Raw genomic sequence first — 14,993 nt, forward strand, 5'->3', positions numbered from 1 at the left:
GCTCCTGGATCATCAAAGCGAACAGGATTGGATAATACATCCAATACTGTACTTTTTGTACAAATCAGATTGTTCGTCCAGAGCTGGATACGTACCCGATACATTCCCCGGTATGAAGAAGAAGCCGAACAAGCAGATGCTCGACATGCTCAGCAACATCGCCGAGGGCCTGGGCCAGACCTTCGCGCCGTTCTGCGAGGTGGTGGTGCACGACCTGAGCAATCCGAAGAACGCGATCCACGCGATCGAGAACGGCCTGAGCGGCCGCGAGGTCGGCGATTCGGTCACCGAGCTGGGCCTCGCGCGCATCCGCGACCCGGAGTTCCCGGCGGTGATCGCGAACTACGCCAACACCTTTCCCGACGGGCGCAAGGTCAAGAGCACCTCCATCGGCATCAAGGACGAGAGCGGCGAGTACGTGGCCGCGCTGTGCCTGAACGTCGACCTGACGCTGTTCCAGAGCTTCCAGGGCGCGATCTCGCAGTTCATGCGCATCGACGACCAGGAAGTGCACGAGCACCTGGAAGCCGGGGGCGGCAGCCACTCCGACCGCATCCACGCGCGCATCGACGAGTTCGCGGCCGCACGCGCGACCACGCCGCGCTCGCTGAAGCCCGCCGACCGCAAGCAACTGGTGCAGGAGCTGAAGAAGGCGGGAATGCTGGAAGTGCGCCGCGGCGCAGAGATCGCGGCAGCGCACATGGGCGTGTCGCGCGCCACCGTCTACAGCGACGCGAAGTAGCCCGGCAGCCGACCTCCTACTGCGGCTGCAGCCCGATCTCCTGCGCGGCCTTCTGCCAGCGCTCGGCCTCCGAGCGCAGGAAGGCGCGCAGCTCGGTCGGCGTCGATCCCTTCATCTGCACGCCGAGCACCGACAGCCGCTCCTTCACCGAGGGATGCTCCAGCGCGGCGACGGCCTCGCGGCGCAGCTTCTCGATCACGTCCAGCGGCGTGGTGGCCGGCGCCACCAGGGCCCACCACTGGTCGATCTCCAGGCCCCTGAGTCCGCTCTCCGCGAGGGCCGGCACGTTCTGCAGGCCCGGCAGGTTCACGCGCTGCGTGCTCGTCACCAGCAGCGGGCGGATGCGGTTGCCTCCCAGCAGGCTCGAGCCGCTCGCCAGGGTCGCGAAGTGGCCTGCCACCGTGCCGGCCGCCACGTCGGTGAGCGCGGGCGCCGAGCCGCGGTACGGAACCATGTTGAACCTGATCTTCGTGCGGCTCGCCAGCAGCTCGGCCGCCAGGTGGCTCACGGTGCCGGCGCCACTGTGCGCGATGGCCGGAGGCGCGCCCTTCGCCGCGGCCGCAGCCGCTGTCTTCAGGAAGGTCTTGAAGTCCTTGCTGCCCTCGTCCATGCCCGAGAAGAACACCAGCGGCGAGGTGCCGATCATGGTCACCGGCGTGAAGTCGCGCAGCAGGTCGTAGGGCAGCTTCGCCGTCACCGCCGGCGCGATGGCGTGCGGCAGCTCGACGATGGCAAGCGTGTAGCCGTCGGGCGCGGCCTTGGCCACCGCGTCGGTGCCGATCATGCCGGCGGCGCCGGGCCGGTTGTCCACGATCACCGGGCTGCCAATGGTCTGGCTCATGCGCTGCGCCATGGCGCGGGCGATCGCGTCGGTGCTGCCGCCGGCCGCCCACGGCACGACGAGCTTCACAGGCCTGTCGGGATAGGCCGCCCAAGCCGGGCTGAGAAAAGAAGCGAGCAGGGCTGCAGAGCCGGAGGCCGCGAAGGCCCGGCGATTCATCGTCGGCATGTTCAGTTCCTGGAAGGGTTTACGCGCGATCGGGCCAGCTCGGGTCGCCGGTCGCATTGGCCGTCAGCATCAGCACCACATGCGCGTCCGCAGCGATGGAGTTGCTTTCCCGCAGTTGGCGCAATGCGGCGAGGCCGCCTGCGGCGCACAGCTCGGCGCTCACGCCGGCTGCCGTGAGCACGCGCCGTGCGGCGCGGGCCTCGTCGTCGTTCACCACCACGGCGCCGCCGCCGGTGGCGGTGGCCGCCTGCCACTGCAGGTAGGTGACGGTGGCACCCGCGGTGGAGAACTGCGCCGTGTGGCCCGGGTAGCTGCCGTTGATGGCGCCGCCCGCGAACACGCGCGCCAGGCGCGGGAACGGCTCCACCAGCCAGAGCTTCGGCAGGCGCGCGATGCGCCCGGCCGCCAGCAGGGCGCGAAAGCCTGCGTAGATGCCCCAGGCGAGGTCGCCGCGCGCGGTCGGGATCACGACATGGTCGGGCAGGCCGCCCTCGTTCACGCACTCCAGCGCGATCGGCTTGTAGCCCTCGATCGCCAGCGGGGCGCTGCCCAGCGCGGGCAGGCGGTAGTTGGTGAGCGCGAAATAGCCGGGGTGCTGAGAGCGCTCGCGCACGAAGGCCCAGCGGCCGGCGTTGTCGGAGAACACGTAGCGACGCGCGCCCAGCGCGTCGAGCTGCCGCGCATAGGTGGCCGGCATGCCCTCGTAGGTCGCGACCTCGCAGCCCAGCCCGGCCGCCCAGGCGTAGTGCGCGGCGGAGACGGCCGCGTTGCCCGAGGAGGCCAGCACGAGCGTGTGGGCGTCGAAGTCGAGCGCCTGCGCCACGCCCACCGCGGTCATGCGGTCCTTGTGCGAGCCGGTGGGGTTGCACGACTCGTCCTTGATGGCCAGTCGCGCCACGCCGAACTGGCTGGCCAGCTCGGGCATGTCCTGCAGCGGCGTCTGCCCTTCGCCCAGCGCGAAGCTGGAGGTATAGGGCATGGGCATCAGCTCGGCGCTGTCGGGCAGGTAGCTGGCGCGCAGGGCCACGTGGATGCCTTCGCGCCTGCATGCCGGGCAGCCGTCGTGCGTCAGCGTGACCGGGTAGAGCGCATCGCAGCGCAGGCACTGCAGGCCGCGCAGGTTCGGATTGCGCACGGGCTTGGGGGTGCGGTCGCGAACCAGCCCGAGGGGGTGGCCCAGCGCTGCGGAATGGCCGGGCGGATCCTGCGGGAGAGCGGCGAACTTGAAGTCCAGAACGGGCGATGTCGTCACGGGGGTCAGCGTCTGATGAAGTTGTGACTAAATCTTATTCAATCGGAAATAAAATTATGCAGCCCCAGATACTCAACCGATAACAAAACTTATCGATGCGATTCGGCGAAATCGAAACGTTCCGGGCGCTCATGCGCAGCAGCTCCACCCGCAAGGCCGCGGCCCTGCTGCACGTGACGCAGCCCGCCATCAGCCAGTCGCTCAAGCGGCTGGAGGCTCAGGCCGGCATGCTGCTGTTCCAGCGCACCGGCGGGCGACTGGTGCCGACGCCCGAGGCCCGCGCACTGTGGGTGGAGGTGGAACGGGTCTTCATCGGCATGGACGCCATCGAGCACCGGATGCGCAGCCTGCGCGACTTCGGCGTGAGCCAGCTCGAGCTCAGCTGCTTTCCGGCCTACGGCCTGGGTTTCATGCCGCGCGCGCTGGCACGGCTGAAGGCCCACCGCGGCGCGAGCCCCTGGCCGCAGGTGTCGCTGCAGGTGCTGAGCTCCAAGGACGTGCGCGACCGCGTGGCCATGGGCATCTCCGACTTCGGGCTGATGGCCGACGAGCTATCCCTCGAGGGCATCGACCATTCCACCTTCTCGCGCTTTCCCGGCGTGGTGGTGATGCCGCAGGGCCACGCGCTGGCGCGCTTCAAGACGATCAAGCCCGAGCAGCTTGCCGAGGCGCCCTTCATCTCGCTGAACCCCGAAGACCCCTCGCACCAGCGGCTCGAGGCCGCGCTGGCGCCCCATGGCGTGGCGCTGCGCGTGCTGGTGCAGACGCCCTACGCGGCCAGCGTGTGCGAGATGGCGCTGCGCGGCCTGGGCGTGGGCCTGGTCAACCCGATCACCGCGCTCGACTACGTGGAGCGCGGCCTGGTGGCGCGGCGGTTCTCGGTCGACGTGTACTTCACCTGCCTTCTCGCGTTGCCTGCGGGCAAGGTTCTTTCGGCCACCGCGCGCGACTTCATCTCGCTCATGCGCCAGCAGCTGGCCGAGGACGAGAAGCGCATCCAGCGCCACCTGCGCTAGGGTGAATCGACATTCACTTCCAGCTGAACTCGTGGTTCAGCCCGATCACGAAGCCGCGCACGCCCTGCGGACCGGTGCGCGATGCGCTCACATCGACGCTGATCAGCGGCGTGATGCTGAAGCGCCCGCCCACGCGCGAGGTCCAGACGTTCGATGCGCGGTTGCGCTCGGCGATGAGCGACACCGTGTCGTTCAACGCCCACTCCACGCCGACGCCGCCGCGCGACGTACGCACGCCGGTCCCGGTCGCCCAGTCGGCGCCGACGTTCGCGTGGACCTGCAGGCTGCCGAGCGGCCGCCAGGTGACGGGAACGACGAACTGCCCGCCCGCGCGGCCGCCGCGCTTGAAGTCGAACACCGCGCCTATCGACACCGCGGCGCTGAAGGGCGCGTCGGCCGCCTGGCCGTAGAAGTTCCACTTGAGCTGCGGGCCGCCGGTGACCGAATGGACGCCGCCCACCGAGCTGCGGTCGAGGTTCAGGCCCAGCTCGAAGGGCCCCACGCGGCAGGCCGGCCCGAAGTGGAAGCCCGTGACGGGCTCGACGCCGGTGCGGCCCCACCAGGTCTCGTACTGGCACTGGCCGGGGTCGAGGGTGCTGGCGTCGTCCACGTCGAAATGGCCCGCCGCGTGGGCGGCCGGCCCCGCGAGCAGTCCTGCGAACATTCCCGCCTTCAAGCAGGAAGCCGCCAGCATCCGGCCGCGCGACGGCGGTCGGGTCCTTGTTGTGCTGTGCCTGGTGTTCTTCATCGCTCGCGTCCCCGGGGCCTCGAACCATTCTAGGGACGCGGGAAGTAGGCGCCGTGACGCGGCGCCGCGCGATGGGTACCCTTCAGATCTCGAACTGCGGCTGCAGCTCGCGGATGCGCTTGATGGCCACGCCCGCCGCCGCCGTGCGCGTCTCCACGCCCAGCTTCACGTACACCCGCTCCAGGTGCTTCTTGGCCGTGGCCGGGCTGCTGCCGAGGATCTCGCCGATGTCCTTGTTGGTCTTGCCCTTGACCACCCAGTACAGCACCTCGGCCTCGCGCGCGGTGAGCTTCAGGCTCAGGCTCATGGCCTCGATCACCGCGGTGTCGGACACCTCGCGCATGATGATCATCCACTCGTCGCCGTCGTCGTCGCCGCCGGTCTGCTGGTGCAGCCGCAGCGTGAGGCTGCCGGCGCCCTGCACGATGGACAGCGGCGGCGGCTCGATGCCGCGCTCGCGCGCATCGGGCGTGTGGCTGCGCAGCCATTCGAGCACCGCCGGCGGCGTCTCGGGCGCGCGGGTCTCGCAGTAGCGCTGCAGCAGGTCGCGCGCGAGCGCCGTCTGCCAGATCAGCTTCCCTTCGGGCAGTCGCACCGTGATGCTCGCATAGCCGAAGGCGTCGAGCGCATTGCGCGCCTGGCCGGCCTGCCGCGCGTCCTGCCTCGCGCGGCGCGCGCCCTGCAGGTGCACGTTCATGCGCGCGAGCACCTCCTTCGGCTTGATGGGCTTGGTGACGTAGTCGACGCCGCCGGCCTCCAGCGCGGCCACCAGGTGCTCGGTCTCGGTGAGCCCCGTCATGAACACGATCGGGATGTGCGCCGTCGCAGCATCGGCCTTGAGCCGCCGTGCGACCTCGAAGCCGTCGATGCCCGGCATCATCGCGTCGAGCAGCACGATGTCGGGCTTGGCCTGCACCGCGCGCTGCAGCGCCTGCTCGCCGTTGGTGGCGATGAGCACGGTGTAGCCCGACTCGTCGAGCGCGTCGTGCAGCACCGCGAGGTTGTCGGGCACGTCGTCGACGATGAGCACGAGGTCGCTGTTGGCGCCCTGCTGTTCGCGCAGGGTCCTGGCGAGCGATGAGGTTTCCATGGCTGCAGATGGCTTCGTGGTCATGCTGCGCTCTCGACGGCCTCGGCCAGCGCGCGGCTCATGGCTTCGAACTGGAACTGGCGGGCCAGCACGCGCTGCGCTTCGGTCCATGCCGCGCACTCGGGCTGCGCGGCGTCGATGTCGTCGAGCTGGTTCATGATGCCCCGGAAGTAGCCCAGGCCCACCGCCTCCTCCAGCGCGCGCAGGCGTGCCAGCGAGGGCGCCAGCATCGCACGCGGCTCGGCCACGGCAGCGGGCTTCGCGGCGGTCTCGGTCCAGCGCAGGCCGAGCCTGCGCTCGAGCCAGTCGAGCAGCTCGGTGTGGCGCACCGGCTTGACGAAGAAGTCCTCGGGCGCGATGCCCACGTCGTTGTCCAGCCCCTTGTCGAAGGCGTTGGCCGAGACGATGGCCACGGCAGCCTCGGTCAGGCCCAGCTTGCGCGCGCGGCGGATGGTCTCCCAGCCGTCGATGCCGGGCATCGCGAGGTCGACGAACATCGCATCGGGCCGGTAGCCGGCGGCGACGAGGTCGAGCGCGTCGTGGCCGCTGGCGGCGCTTCGCAGCTCGAAGCCCAGCGGTGCGAGCAGGTGGCCGAGCAGGTCGCGGTCGGCCTCCTCGTTGTCGACCACCAGCAGGCGCCGGCGCGGACCCTCGTAGCCGCGCCGCGCGCGGGCGACGGGCAGCGCGCGCCCGGCACCGGCCACGGTGTCGTGCACGCGCGGCAGGAACAGGCGCACGCAGAAGAGCGAACCCACGCCCGGCGTGCTGCTCACCTTCATCTCGCCGCCCATCAGGTCGGTGAGCATCTTCGCGATGGTCAGGCCCAGCCCCGCCCCCGGCGCGGCGGCCATGCCCGTGGCGTTGCCGCGCGCGAAGGGCTCGAAGATGCGCTCGATGTCCTCGGCCGGCATGCCGGGGCCCGTGTCCTCGATCTCGATGGAGGCGAACTCGCGCGCGTAGGCCAGCCGCAGCGTGACCTGCCCCGCCGCCGTGAACTTGATCGCGTTGCCCAGCAGGTTGATGAGGATCTGGCAGACGCGCTTCTCGTCGGCGCGCACCACCTCGGGCAGCTGCCCCGCGGCCTCGAAGCGGAACTGCAGGCCCTTCTCGGCCGCCTGCAGCTCGAACATGTCGGCCAGCTCGCGCAGCGTGTCGGCAAAGCGCATCGGCCGCGCATGCAGCGTGAGCTTGCCCGCCTCGATGTGCGCGATGGCCAGCGTGCCCTCGATGAGCGACAGCAGGTGCTCCCCGCCGCGCTTGATGACGGCCACCGCCTGCTGCCGGTGCGGCGGCACGGAATGGTCTTCGCCCATGAGCTGTGCGTAGCCCAGGATGCTGTTGAGCGGCGTGCGCAGCTCGTGGCTGATGGCGCTGATGTAGCGGCTCTTGGCCTGGTTGGCCTGGTCGGCGGCCTGCTTGGCGAGCTCGGCCGCGAGCTTGGCCTGCTCCGCGATCTCGCGCGCCTCGTCGGCCGACTGCTTGGCGGCCTGCAGCGCGCGGTCGGTCTCGCGGTGCAGCTCGATCTCTCGCACCAGCAGGTGGGTCTGCCGGTTCGACTCCTCCTGCGCCACCTTGCGGCTCTGGTGCGCGAGCACCAGCCACCACGCGACGATGCCCGCGATGACCAGCAGCGCCATGTACGCCTTGAGGAAGCCCGAGCGCAGCGAAAGCTTCTGCACGCCCGCGAGCGCGGCCGCCGCGTCGGGCTCGGTCGCAAGCTCCAGCGCGCCTTCGGCGAAGGCGCGCAGCTCCTGCTGGTAGAGCACGCCGAACACCACCGCCAGCAGCGGCACGATCACCAGCATCAGCAGCAGGAAGTGCCCCAGCCCGGTGTCGAGGTAGCGCCAGCTGCGCCGCGGCAGCAGCCAGCGCAGCACCGCCGACCACTGGGACGACAGGCTCGCGTGCGGCTTGCACAGGTCGCCGCAGCGCGCATCCAGCGTGCAGCACAGCGAGCAGATCGGGCCCTGGTAGGCGGGGCAATGGGCCATGTCGGGCCCCTCGTACTCGCGCTCGCAGATCACGCAGTGCTGCACCTTCAGCCGCTGGTAGCTGCCCTCGTGCTCGACCCTGGCCCAGCGCACCGCACCGGCACCGGAAGAAGGCACGCCGCGCGCCAGGTAGTACTTGCCGCCGGTGGCCCAGGCCAGCAGCGGCGAGGCCACCAGCGCCGTGCCCAGCGCGATCAGCGCCGAGAAGGCCTGCGCCAGCGGACCGAAAACGCCCAGGTGCGCGGTGATCGACAGCCCCGAGGCCAGCGCCATCGCGCCCACGCCCACCGGATTGATGTCCCACAGGTGCGCGCGCTTGAACTCGATGCCCGGCGGCGACAGGCCCAGCGGCTTGTTGATGACCAGGTCGGCCACCACGGCCATCATCCAGGCGATGGCGATGTTGGCGAACAGGCCCAGCACGTCGCCCAGCGCCTCGAACACGTTCATCTCCATCAGCATGAAGGCGATCAGCGCGTTGAACACCACCCACACCACCCGCCCCGGGTGGCTGTGCGCCACGCGCGAGAAGAAGTTGCTCCAGGCCAGCGAGCCGGCGTAGGCGTTGGTCACGTTGATCTTGAGCTGCGAGATCACCACGAACAATGCCGTGGCCGCCACCGCCCAGCCGTAGTGCGGGAACACGTACTCGTAGGCCGCCAGGTACATCTGGTTCGGATCGACCGCCCGGTCGGCCGGCACCATGTGCGTGATCGCGAGGTAGGCCAGCAGCGCGCCGCCCAGCATCTTGAGCACCCCCAGCACCACCCAGCCCGGCCCGCCGGCCAGCACCCCGGCCCACCAGCGGCGCGCCGTGGCCGCCGTGCGCGCGGGCATGAAGCGCAGGTAGTCGGCCTGCTCGCCCATCTGGGTGATGAGCGCGATGCCGACCGTGAGGGCTGCGCCAAACAGGTGCAGATCGAAGCCCTTCGTGCCCGAGCGCACGCCGTTGTAGTGCACTATGCCCGCAAACGCACCAGGATCGCGCACGAGCACATAGGCGAAGGGCACCACCAGCATCAGCAGCCACAGCGGCTGGGTCCACAGCTGGAGCCGGCTGATGGCCGACACCCCGTGCGTGACCAGCGGAATCACCACCAGCGCGCACACCAGGTAGCCCCAGACCGGCGGAATGCCCAGCGCCAGTTCCAGCGCGTAGGCCATCACCGCCGCCTCGAGCGCGAAGAAGATGAAGGTGAAGCTCGCGTAGATCAGCGAGGTGAGCGTGGAGCCGATGTAGCCGAAGCCGGCGCCGCGCGTGAGCAGGTCCATGTCCACGCCGTAGCGCGCCGCGTAAACGCTGATCGGCACGCCGGCCAGGAAGATGATGAGCCCCGTCGCCAGGATCGCCCAGAAGGCGTTGGCGAAGCCGTACTGCACCAGCAGCGTCGCGCCCACCGCCTCCAGGATCAGGAACGATGCCGCCCCGAACGCCGTGTTGGCCACCCGCCATTCGGACCACTTGCGGAAGCGCTGCGGCGTGTAGCGCAGTGCGTAGTCTTCCAGCGTCTCGCTGGCCACCCAACTGTTGTAGTCGCGCCGCACCTTGACGATGCGCTGGGGGGCGTCGTCGGGGGTGGCGGTCGTGGCTTCAGGGTTCACACCGTTTCGGTGCATCTTTCATGCCTGAACTGTTGCTCGCCCCCAGGCTGCGCGCACTTCGTGTCGCTGCGCCAACCCCCAACCGGGGGCGGGCCGGCCGCTTCGGGCGGCCGTGCGCGGCGGCCGCTGGGACGTTCAACGGCACGACTGTTGCAAAGAAGCCGGCTTGCCCATAATGGCCGCCTCTTCCTGCCACCCGACCCCGACCCCATGGAACTGACCCCGCGCGAAAAAGACAAGCTGCTGATCTTCACCGCGGCACTCCTGGCCGAACGCCGCAAGGCCCGCGGCCTCAAGCTCAACTACCCCGAAGCCGTCGCCCTGATCTCCGCCGCCGTCATGGAAGGCGCGCGCGACGGCAAGAGCGTCGCCGAGCTCATGAGCGACGGCCGCAGCGTGCTGACCCGCGCCGACGTGATGGAGGGCATCGCCGAGATGATTCCCGACATCCAGGTCGAAGCCACTTTTCCGGACGGCACCAAGCTCGTGACCGTCCATCAGCCCATCGTCTGAATTCCACTCGAAGAACAACAGGAGCCCTCATGCGTCACAACGCCTCCCGTACCCTTGCCCTGCTCGCCTCCCTGCTGCTGCCTTTGGCGGCCAGCGCCCACACCGGCGTCGACGGCGGCATGCACCACGGCTTCGTCACCGGCTTCATGCACCCGCTGACCGGCGCCGACCACCTGGCCGCCATGGTCGCGGTCGGCCTGTGGAGCGCGCTGGCCGCGCGCCGTGCCTGGCCCGACCTGCTCTGGGCGCCGCTGGCCTTCGCCGGAATGCTGCTCGCGGGCGCGCTGGCGGGCCTGGCGGGCGTGCAGCTGCCGGCGGTCGAGCCGATGATCGCGGCCTCGCTGCTGGTGCTGGGCCTGCTGGTGGTCACGCGCGTGCACCTGCCGGCCGTGGCGGCGATGGTGGTGGTGGGCGTGTTCGCCGTCTTCCACGGCGTGGCGCACGGCTACGAGCTGGCGAGCGAGCAAGGCGCCGCCCTCACGCTGGCCGGCATGGTCTGCGCGACGGTGCTGCTGCACGCTGCGGGCATCGCGATCGGCTGGGCGCTGCGCCATGCCAACGCGTGGCTGCCGCGCGTGGCCGGCGCCGCGGTCGTCGGCCTGGGCGCAACGCTGCTGGCGCAGGCCATCTGAGGCGGCCGGCATGATCCCCGGAGAACTCTTCACCGACGAGGGCGAGCACACGCTCAACCCCGGCCGCCGCACCCTCACGCTGGTGGTGCAGAACACCGCCGACCGGCCGATCCAGGTCGGCTCGCACTATCACTTCGCCGAGACCAACGGCGCGCTCGGCTTCGACCGAGAGGCCGCGCGCGGCATGCGGCTGAACATCGCCTCGGGCGCCGCGGTGCGCTTCGAGCCGGGCCAGCAGCGCACGGTCGAGCTGGTCGACTTTTCGGGCGATCGCATCGTCTACGGCTTTCGCGGCCTCATCCAAGGAAAACTCTGATGGCGACCATCGGCAGACGCGCCTACGCAGAAATCTTCGGCCCCACCGTGGGCGACCGCGTTCGTCTTGCAGACACCGAGCTCGTCATCGAGGTCGAGGCCGACTACACCCTTCGCGCCGGCGGCTACGGCGAAGAGGTGAAGTTCGGCGGCGGCAAGACGATCCGCGACGGCATGGCGCAATCGCAGCGCACCAGGGCGCAAGGCGCGGTCGACACGGTGCTGACCAACGCCCTCATCCTCGACCACTGGGGCATCGTGAAGGCCGACATCGGCCTGAAGGACGGCCGCATCGCCGCCATCGGCAAGGCCGGCAACCCCGACGTGCAGCCGGGCGTGGACATCGTCATCGGCCCGGGCACCGAGATCATCAGCTGCGAGGGCAACATCGTCACCGCGGGCGGCATCGACAGCCACATCCACTTCATCTGCCCGCAGCAGATCGAGGAGGCGCTCTCCTCCGGCGTGACCACCATGCTCGGCGGCGGCACCGGCCCCGCCACCGGCACCTTCGCCACCACCTCCACGCCCGGACCCTGGCACATCGAGCGCATGCTGCAGGCGGCCGACGCCTTCCCGATGAACCTGGGCTTCCTCGGCAAGGGCAATGCCAGCCTGCCGCACGCGCTGCACGAGCAGATCGACGCCGGCGTCATCGGCCTGAAGCTGCATGAAGACTGGGGCACCACGCCCGCGGCCATCAGCAACTGCATGGACGTGGCCGACGCCACCGACACGCAGGTTGCCATCCACAGCGACACGCTCAACGAATCGGGCTTTGTCGAGAACACCATCGCCGCCGTGGGCGGGCGCGGCATCTGCGCCTTCCACACCGAAGGCGCGGGCGGCGGCCATGCGCCCGACATCCTGCGCGTGGTGGGCGAGGAGAACTTCCTGCCGTCGTCGACCAACCCGACGATGCCCTACACCGTGAACACGCTCGACGAGCACGTCGACATGCTCATGGTGTGCCACCACCTCGACGCCGGCATCGCCGAAGACCTGGCCTTCGCCGAGTCGCGCATCCGCAAGGAGACCATCGCGGCCGAAGACGTGCTGCACGACCTGGGCGCGATCAGCATGTTCAGCTCCGACAGCCAGGCTATGGGCCGCGTCGGCGAGGTGGTCATCCGCACCTGGCAGACCGCGCACAAGATGAAGCTGCAGCGCGGCACGCTGCCCGAGGACAGCGCGCGCAACGACAACTTCCGCGCGAAGCGCTACGTCGCCAAGTACACGATCAACCCCGCCATCGCGCACGGCATCGCGCACGAGGTGGGCTCGCTCGAAGTCGGCAAGTGGGCCGACATCGTGATCTGGAAGCCGGCCTTCTTCGGCGTGAAGCCATTCACCATCCTCAAGGGCGGCAGCATCGCGCTGGCCGCCATGGGCGACCCGAACGCATCGATCCCCACGCCGCAGCCGGTGCACTACCGCCAGATGTTCGGCGCCTACGGCGGCTCGCTCGCGAAGAGCTCGCTCACTTTCGTCTCGCAGGCCGGCCTGGCCGCGGGCGTGGGCGAGCGCTATGGCCTGAAGAAGCAGCTCAGCGCGGTGAAGAACGTGCGCGGCGTGCGCAAGAAGGACCTGATCCACAACGGCTACGCGCCGAAGATGGAGATCGACGCCCAGACCTACGCGGTGCGCGCCGACGGCAACCTGCTGACCTGCGAGCCGGCGAAGCTGCTGCCGATGGCGCAGCGGTATTTCCTGTTCTGAAGCCCTGGGGAACGCGGCTGCTTGACAGGCTGCGTATCCTCGAAGGTATTCATCCAGCCAGCGGGCGCCCTCCGGGGCGCTCCATTTGCACCATGCTCACCGCCAACAAACTCATGCCCCAGGGCCGTGGCCTTGCGCCCGTGCTGCTCAAGCGTGCCGCCACCATCGAACTCGACTGGGACATCCGCCAGAAGAGCCGCTTCGACGCCACCGATTCGCAGGGCCGCCAGATCGGCGTGTTCCTGCCGCGCGGCACGCTGGTGCGCGGCGGCGACGTGCTGGTGGCCGAAGACGGCTCGCTGGTGCGCGTGATCGCCGCGCCGCAGCCCGTGCTTCGCATCACGCACTGCACCGCCCACGGCACGCCCTTCGACCTGACGCGTGCGGCCTACCACCTGGGCAACCGGCATGTGCCGATCGAGCTGAAGCCCGACCACCTGAAGATCGAGCCCGACCACGTGCTGGCCGACATGCTGCGCTCGATGCACCTGATCGTCGTGACGGCGGAGGAAGCCTTCGAACCCGAGGGCGGCGCGTACGGGTCGCACGAGCATTCGCACGGCGGCGGTCACGGCCACAGCCACGACCACGGGCATTCGCACGACCACGGCCACTCGCACGACCACGGCAGCGGCCCGAAGCCTTTGGTGCTCGCGCCGGAGCTGCTGGACGACGACGGCCATTCGCACGGTCACGATCACGGCCACGGACACCGCGGCCATTCCCACTGACGCCACCGCTCCCACCGAAGTGTCCGCCCAAAGCCTGCTGCAGCTGATCTGGCTCGCGTCTCCCGCGCTGCCGGTCGGCGGCTTCTCCTACTCCGAGGGCGTCGAAGCCGCGGTCGAGTGGGCCGGCATCGATTCCGAAGCGCGTGCGGCCGAGTGGCTGTCCGACCAGCTGCACCTGAGCTTCGCCCGCGGCGACCTCGCCGTCTTCGCCCAGGCCATCGCGGCCTGGAGCGCCGGCGACCTGCCGCGCATCAGCGAGCTCAACCGCTGGGTGATGGCCACCCGCGAATCGGCCGAGTTCCTGCTGCAGACCGAGCAGATGGGCCGCTCCTTCGTCGAATGGCTGAAGCTGCACCATGCCGACACGGCGGAAGTCTTCGCCGGCATGGATGCGAGCTATCCCGTCGCCTTCGCCTTCGCCGCCAGTCGCGCGGGCGCCACGGTGCACGACGGCTGCCTGGCCTTCGCCTTCGGCTGGGCCGAGAACATGGTCGCCGCCGCCGTCAAGGCCGTGCCGCTGGGCCAGAGCGCGGGCCAGCGCATCCTGGGGCGGCTGGCGCAGGAGATTCCCGATGCCGTGACCCGCGCCATGGCCCTGGGCGACGACGAGCGCCAGGCCTTCGCGCCTTCGCTGGCGGTGCTGTCGGCCCGCCATGAAACACAATATTCCCGCCTTTTCAGAAGCTGAACCGGACACCACTGCCATGACTTCCGCCCTGCACCACATTCCCAACCGCACCAAGAGACTTCCGCCGCTGCGCGTGGGCATCGGCGGCCCGGTCGGCTCGGGCAAGACCACGCTGCTGGAGATGCTGTGCAAGGCGATGCGCGACAAGTACGACCTGATCGCCATCACCAACGACATCTACACCAAGGAAGACCAGCGCCTGCTGACGGTGGCCGGCGCGCTGCCGGCCGAGCGCATCATGGGCGTGGAGACGGGCGGCTGCCCGCACACTGCGATCCGCGAAGACGCCTCGATCAACCTCGAGGCCATCGACCGCATGCTTGAAGACTTTCCGGACGCCGACGTGGTGTTCGTCGAGTCGGGCGGCGACAACCTCGCGGCCACCTTCAGCCCCGAGTTGTCGGACCTCACTATCTATGTGATCGACGTGGCGGCCGGCGAGAAGATCCCGCGCAAGGGCGGCCCGGGCATCACCAAGAGCGACCTCTTCGTGATCAACAAGACCGACCTCGCGCCCTACGTGGGCGCCAACCTCGAGGTGATGGAGCAGGACACGCAGCGCATGCGCCGCCAGCGGCCCTACGTGATGACGAACCTCAAGACGCTCTCGGGCGTGGCCGACGTGGTCGCGTTCATCGAGGAGCGGGGCATGCTCACCGCCGCCTGAGCCATCGGGCCGGCTGCGGGCCGGCCGCGCGCCTGCCCCGAAGCAGCGGTATCGAGTCAAGGAAGGCCGAGATAGACCCGCAGGTCGTCCTTCACAGTGCCGGCGGAGGCCACGGCGGTGCGCAGGCGCTCCTCGCTCACACCGAACCATTGGGTCCAGTAGTCGACCTCCTTGAGGTCGGTGACGTCGATCCGTTCATCGTCCCTTGGAATGCGGATCTCGGTGTCTTCGCGCATTGTCTTCTCCTGAAGAGCAAGAAATTGGTTGACCGGTTGATG

The 14,993-nt window shown here is 69.5% G+C and carries 15 protein-coding genes; 9 read left to right on the forward strand and 6 right to left on the reverse strand.

Annotated features, from left to right (window positions below):
* The first annotated feature begins 112 nt into the window (after window positions 1–112).
* A complete protein-coding gene (locus tag ACTJLF_RS27035; protein WP_132799312.1) occupies window positions 113–742 on the forward strand; it encodes a helix-turn-helix transcriptional regulator in 630 nt (209 codons plus the stop codon).
* A gap of 16 nt (window positions 743–758) precedes the next feature.
* Here ACTJLF_RS27035 and ACTJLF_RS27040 read toward each other — a convergent pair whose 3' ends face one another.
* Both ACTJLF_RS27040 and ACTJLF_RS27045 read right to left on the reverse strand, forming a co-directional pair.
* Window positions 759–1,751: a Bug family tripartite tricarboxylate transporter substrate binding protein gene (locus ACTJLF_RS27040; RefSeq protein ID WP_019656523.1), complete on the reverse strand. Its 993-nt coding sequence runs from the start codon at window positions 1,749–1,751 to the stop codon at window positions 759–761.
* 19 nt (window positions 1,752–1,770) lie between these two features.
* A complete protein-coding gene (locus ACTJLF_RS27045) occupies window positions 1,771–3,003 on the reverse strand; it encodes a threonine synthase (protein ID WP_440884277.1) in 1,233 nt (410 codons plus the stop codon).
* A 95-nt stretch (window positions 3,004–3,098) separates the two neighbouring features.
* On the opposite strand from ACTJLF_RS27045, the gene ACTJLF_RS27050 reads away from it, so the two are divergent.
* The gene (locus ACTJLF_RS27050; protein WP_019656521.1) at window positions 3,099–4,019 is read left to right on the forward strand and encodes a LysR substrate-binding domain-containing protein; all 921 of its coding nucleotides are present in this window, start codon (window positions 3,099–3,101) and stop codon (window positions 4,017–4,019) included.
* A 13-nt stretch (window positions 4,020–4,032) separates the two neighbouring features.
* Here ACTJLF_RS27050 and ACTJLF_RS27055 read toward each other — a convergent pair whose 3' ends face one another.
* The 3 genes from ACTJLF_RS27055 to ACTJLF_RS27065 form a co-directional block, all read right to left on the reverse strand.
* Window positions 4,033–4,683 carry a hypothetical protein gene (locus tag ACTJLF_RS27055; RefSeq protein ID WP_440884278.1) on the reverse strand — a complete coding sequence of 217 codons (651 nt, stop codon included), beginning with the start codon at window positions 4,681–4,683 and terminating at the stop codon, window positions 4,033–4,035.
* A 166-nt stretch (window positions 4,684–4,849) separates the two neighbouring features.
* A complete protein-coding gene (locus tag ACTJLF_RS27060; protein ID WP_026346573.1) occupies window positions 4,850–5,857 on the reverse strand; it encodes a response regulator transcription factor in 1,008 nt (335 codons plus the stop codon).
* A 20-nt stretch (window positions 5,858–5,877) separates the two neighbouring features.
* Window positions 5,878–9,465 carry a hybrid sensor histidine kinase/response regulator gene (locus tag ACTJLF_RS27065; protein WP_132799308.1) on the reverse strand — a complete coding sequence of 1,196 codons (3,588 nt, stop codon included), beginning with the start codon at window positions 9,463–9,465 and terminating at the stop codon, window positions 5,878–5,880.
* 195 nt (window positions 9,466–9,660) lie between these two features.
* On the opposite strand from ACTJLF_RS27065, the gene ACTJLF_RS27070 reads away from it, so the two are divergent.
* From ACTJLF_RS27070 to ureG, 7 genes are all read left to right on the forward strand, one after another.
* Window positions 9,661–9,963: an urease subunit gamma gene (locus tag ACTJLF_RS27070; protein WP_019656517.1), complete on the forward strand. Its 303-nt coding sequence runs from the start codon at window positions 9,661–9,663 to the stop codon at window positions 9,961–9,963.
* 29 nt (window positions 9,964–9,992) lie between these two features.
* Window positions 9,993–10,595, forward strand: a complete 603-nt coding sequence (locus tag ACTJLF_RS27075; RefSeq protein ID WP_126183036.1) for a HupE/UreJ family protein — start codon at window positions 9,993–9,995, stop codon at window positions 10,593–10,595.
* Between the two features lie 10 nt (window positions 10,596–10,605).
* Complete coding sequence (locus ACTJLF_RS27080; RefSeq protein ID WP_019656515.1) at window positions 10,606–10,911, forward strand: urease subunit beta; 306 nt, start codon at window positions 10,606–10,608, stop codon at window positions 10,909–10,911.
* On the forward strand, window positions 10,911–12,629 hold the full coding sequence (ureC, locus tag ACTJLF_RS27085; protein WP_126183034.1) for an urease subunit alpha: 1,719 nt from the start codon (window positions 10,911–10,913) through the stop codon (window positions 12,627–12,629). Before ACTJLF_RS27080 ends, ureC begins: the two co-directional genes overlap by 1 nt.
* A gap of 92 nt (window positions 12,630–12,721) precedes the next feature.
* Entirely contained in the window at window positions 12,722–13,360 is a 639-nt protein-coding gene (ureE, locus tag ACTJLF_RS27090; protein ID WP_440884279.1) for an urease accessory protein UreE, read from the forward strand.
* Window positions 13,361–13,379: 19 nt separating this feature from the next.
* Window positions 13,380–14,048, forward strand: a complete 669-nt coding sequence (locus ACTJLF_RS27095) for an urease accessory protein UreF (protein WP_019656512.1) — start codon at window positions 13,380–13,382, stop codon at window positions 14,046–14,048.
* Between the two features lie 16 nt (window positions 14,049–14,064).
* Window positions 14,065–14,715, forward strand: a complete 651-nt coding sequence (gene ureG, locus ACTJLF_RS27100; RefSeq protein ID WP_440884280.1) for an urease accessory protein UreG — start codon at window positions 14,065–14,067, stop codon at window positions 14,713–14,715.
* A gap of 56 nt (window positions 14,716–14,771) precedes the next feature.
* Here the strand turns inward: ureG and ACTJLF_RS27105 are convergent, their stop codons facing one another.
* Window positions 14,772–14,951 (reverse strand): DUF3606 domain-containing protein, encoded by a 180-nt coding sequence (locus ACTJLF_RS27105; RefSeq protein ID WP_019656510.1) that lies wholly within the window; start codon window positions 14,949–14,951, stop codon window positions 14,772–14,774.
* Between the last annotated feature and the right edge of the window lie 42 nt (window positions 14,952–14,993).

The sequence above is a fragment of the Variovorax sp. 22077 genome, assembly GCF_052044195.1.
In the GTDB taxonomy this organism is placed as follows: Bacteria; Pseudomonadota; Gammaproteobacteria; order Burkholderiales; family Burkholderiaceae_C; genus Variovorax; species Variovorax atrisoli.

Coding starts and splice junctions, on each gene's coding strand:
- ACTJLF_RS27035 (WP_132799312.1), top strand. CDS start 113: ATGAAGAAGAAGCCGAACAAGCAGATGCTCGACATGCTCAGCAACATC.
- ACTJLF_RS27040 (WP_019656523.1), bottom strand. CDS start 1,751: ATGCCGACGATGAATCGCCGGGCCTTCGCGGCCTCCGGCTCTGCAGCC.
- ACTJLF_RS27050 (WP_019656521.1), top strand. CDS start 3,099: ATGCGATTCGGCGAAATCGAAACGTTCCGGGCGCTCATGCGCAGCAGC.
- ACTJLF_RS27055 (WP_440884278.1), bottom strand. CDS start 4,683: ATGTTCGCAGGACTGCTCGCGGGGCCGGCCGCCCACGCGGCGGGCCAT.
- ACTJLF_RS27060 (WP_026346573.1), bottom strand. CDS start 5,857: ATGGAAACCTCATCGCTCGCCAGGACCCTGCGCGAACAGCAGGGCGCC.
- ACTJLF_RS27065 (WP_132799308.1), bottom strand. CDS start 9,465: ATGCACCGAAACGGTGTGAACCCTGAAGCCACGACCGCCACCCCCGAC.
- ACTJLF_RS27070 (WP_019656517.1), top strand. CDS start 9,661: ATGGAACTGACCCCGCGCGAAAAAGACAAGCTGCTGATCTTCACCGCG.
- ACTJLF_RS27075 (WP_126183036.1), top strand. CDS start 9,993: ATGCGTCACAACGCCTCCCGTACCCTTGCCCTGCTCGCCTCCCTGCTG.
- ACTJLF_RS27080 (WP_019656515.1), top strand. CDS start 10,606: ATGATCCCCGGAGAACTCTTCACCGACGAGGGCGAGCACACGCTCAAC.
- ureC (WP_126183034.1), top strand. CDS start 10,911: ATGGCGACCATCGGCAGACGCGCCTACGCAGAAATCTTCGGCCCCACC.
- ureE (WP_440884279.1), top strand. CDS start 12,722: ATGCTCACCGCCAACAAACTCATGCCCCAGGGCCGTGGCCTTGCGCCC.
- ureG (WP_440884280.1), top strand. CDS start 14,065: ATGACTTCCGCCCTGCACCACATTCCCAACCGCACCAAGAGACTTCCG.
- ACTJLF_RS27105 (WP_019656510.1), bottom strand. CDS start 14,951: ATGCGCGAAGACACCGAGATCCGCATTCCAAGGGACGATGAACGGATC.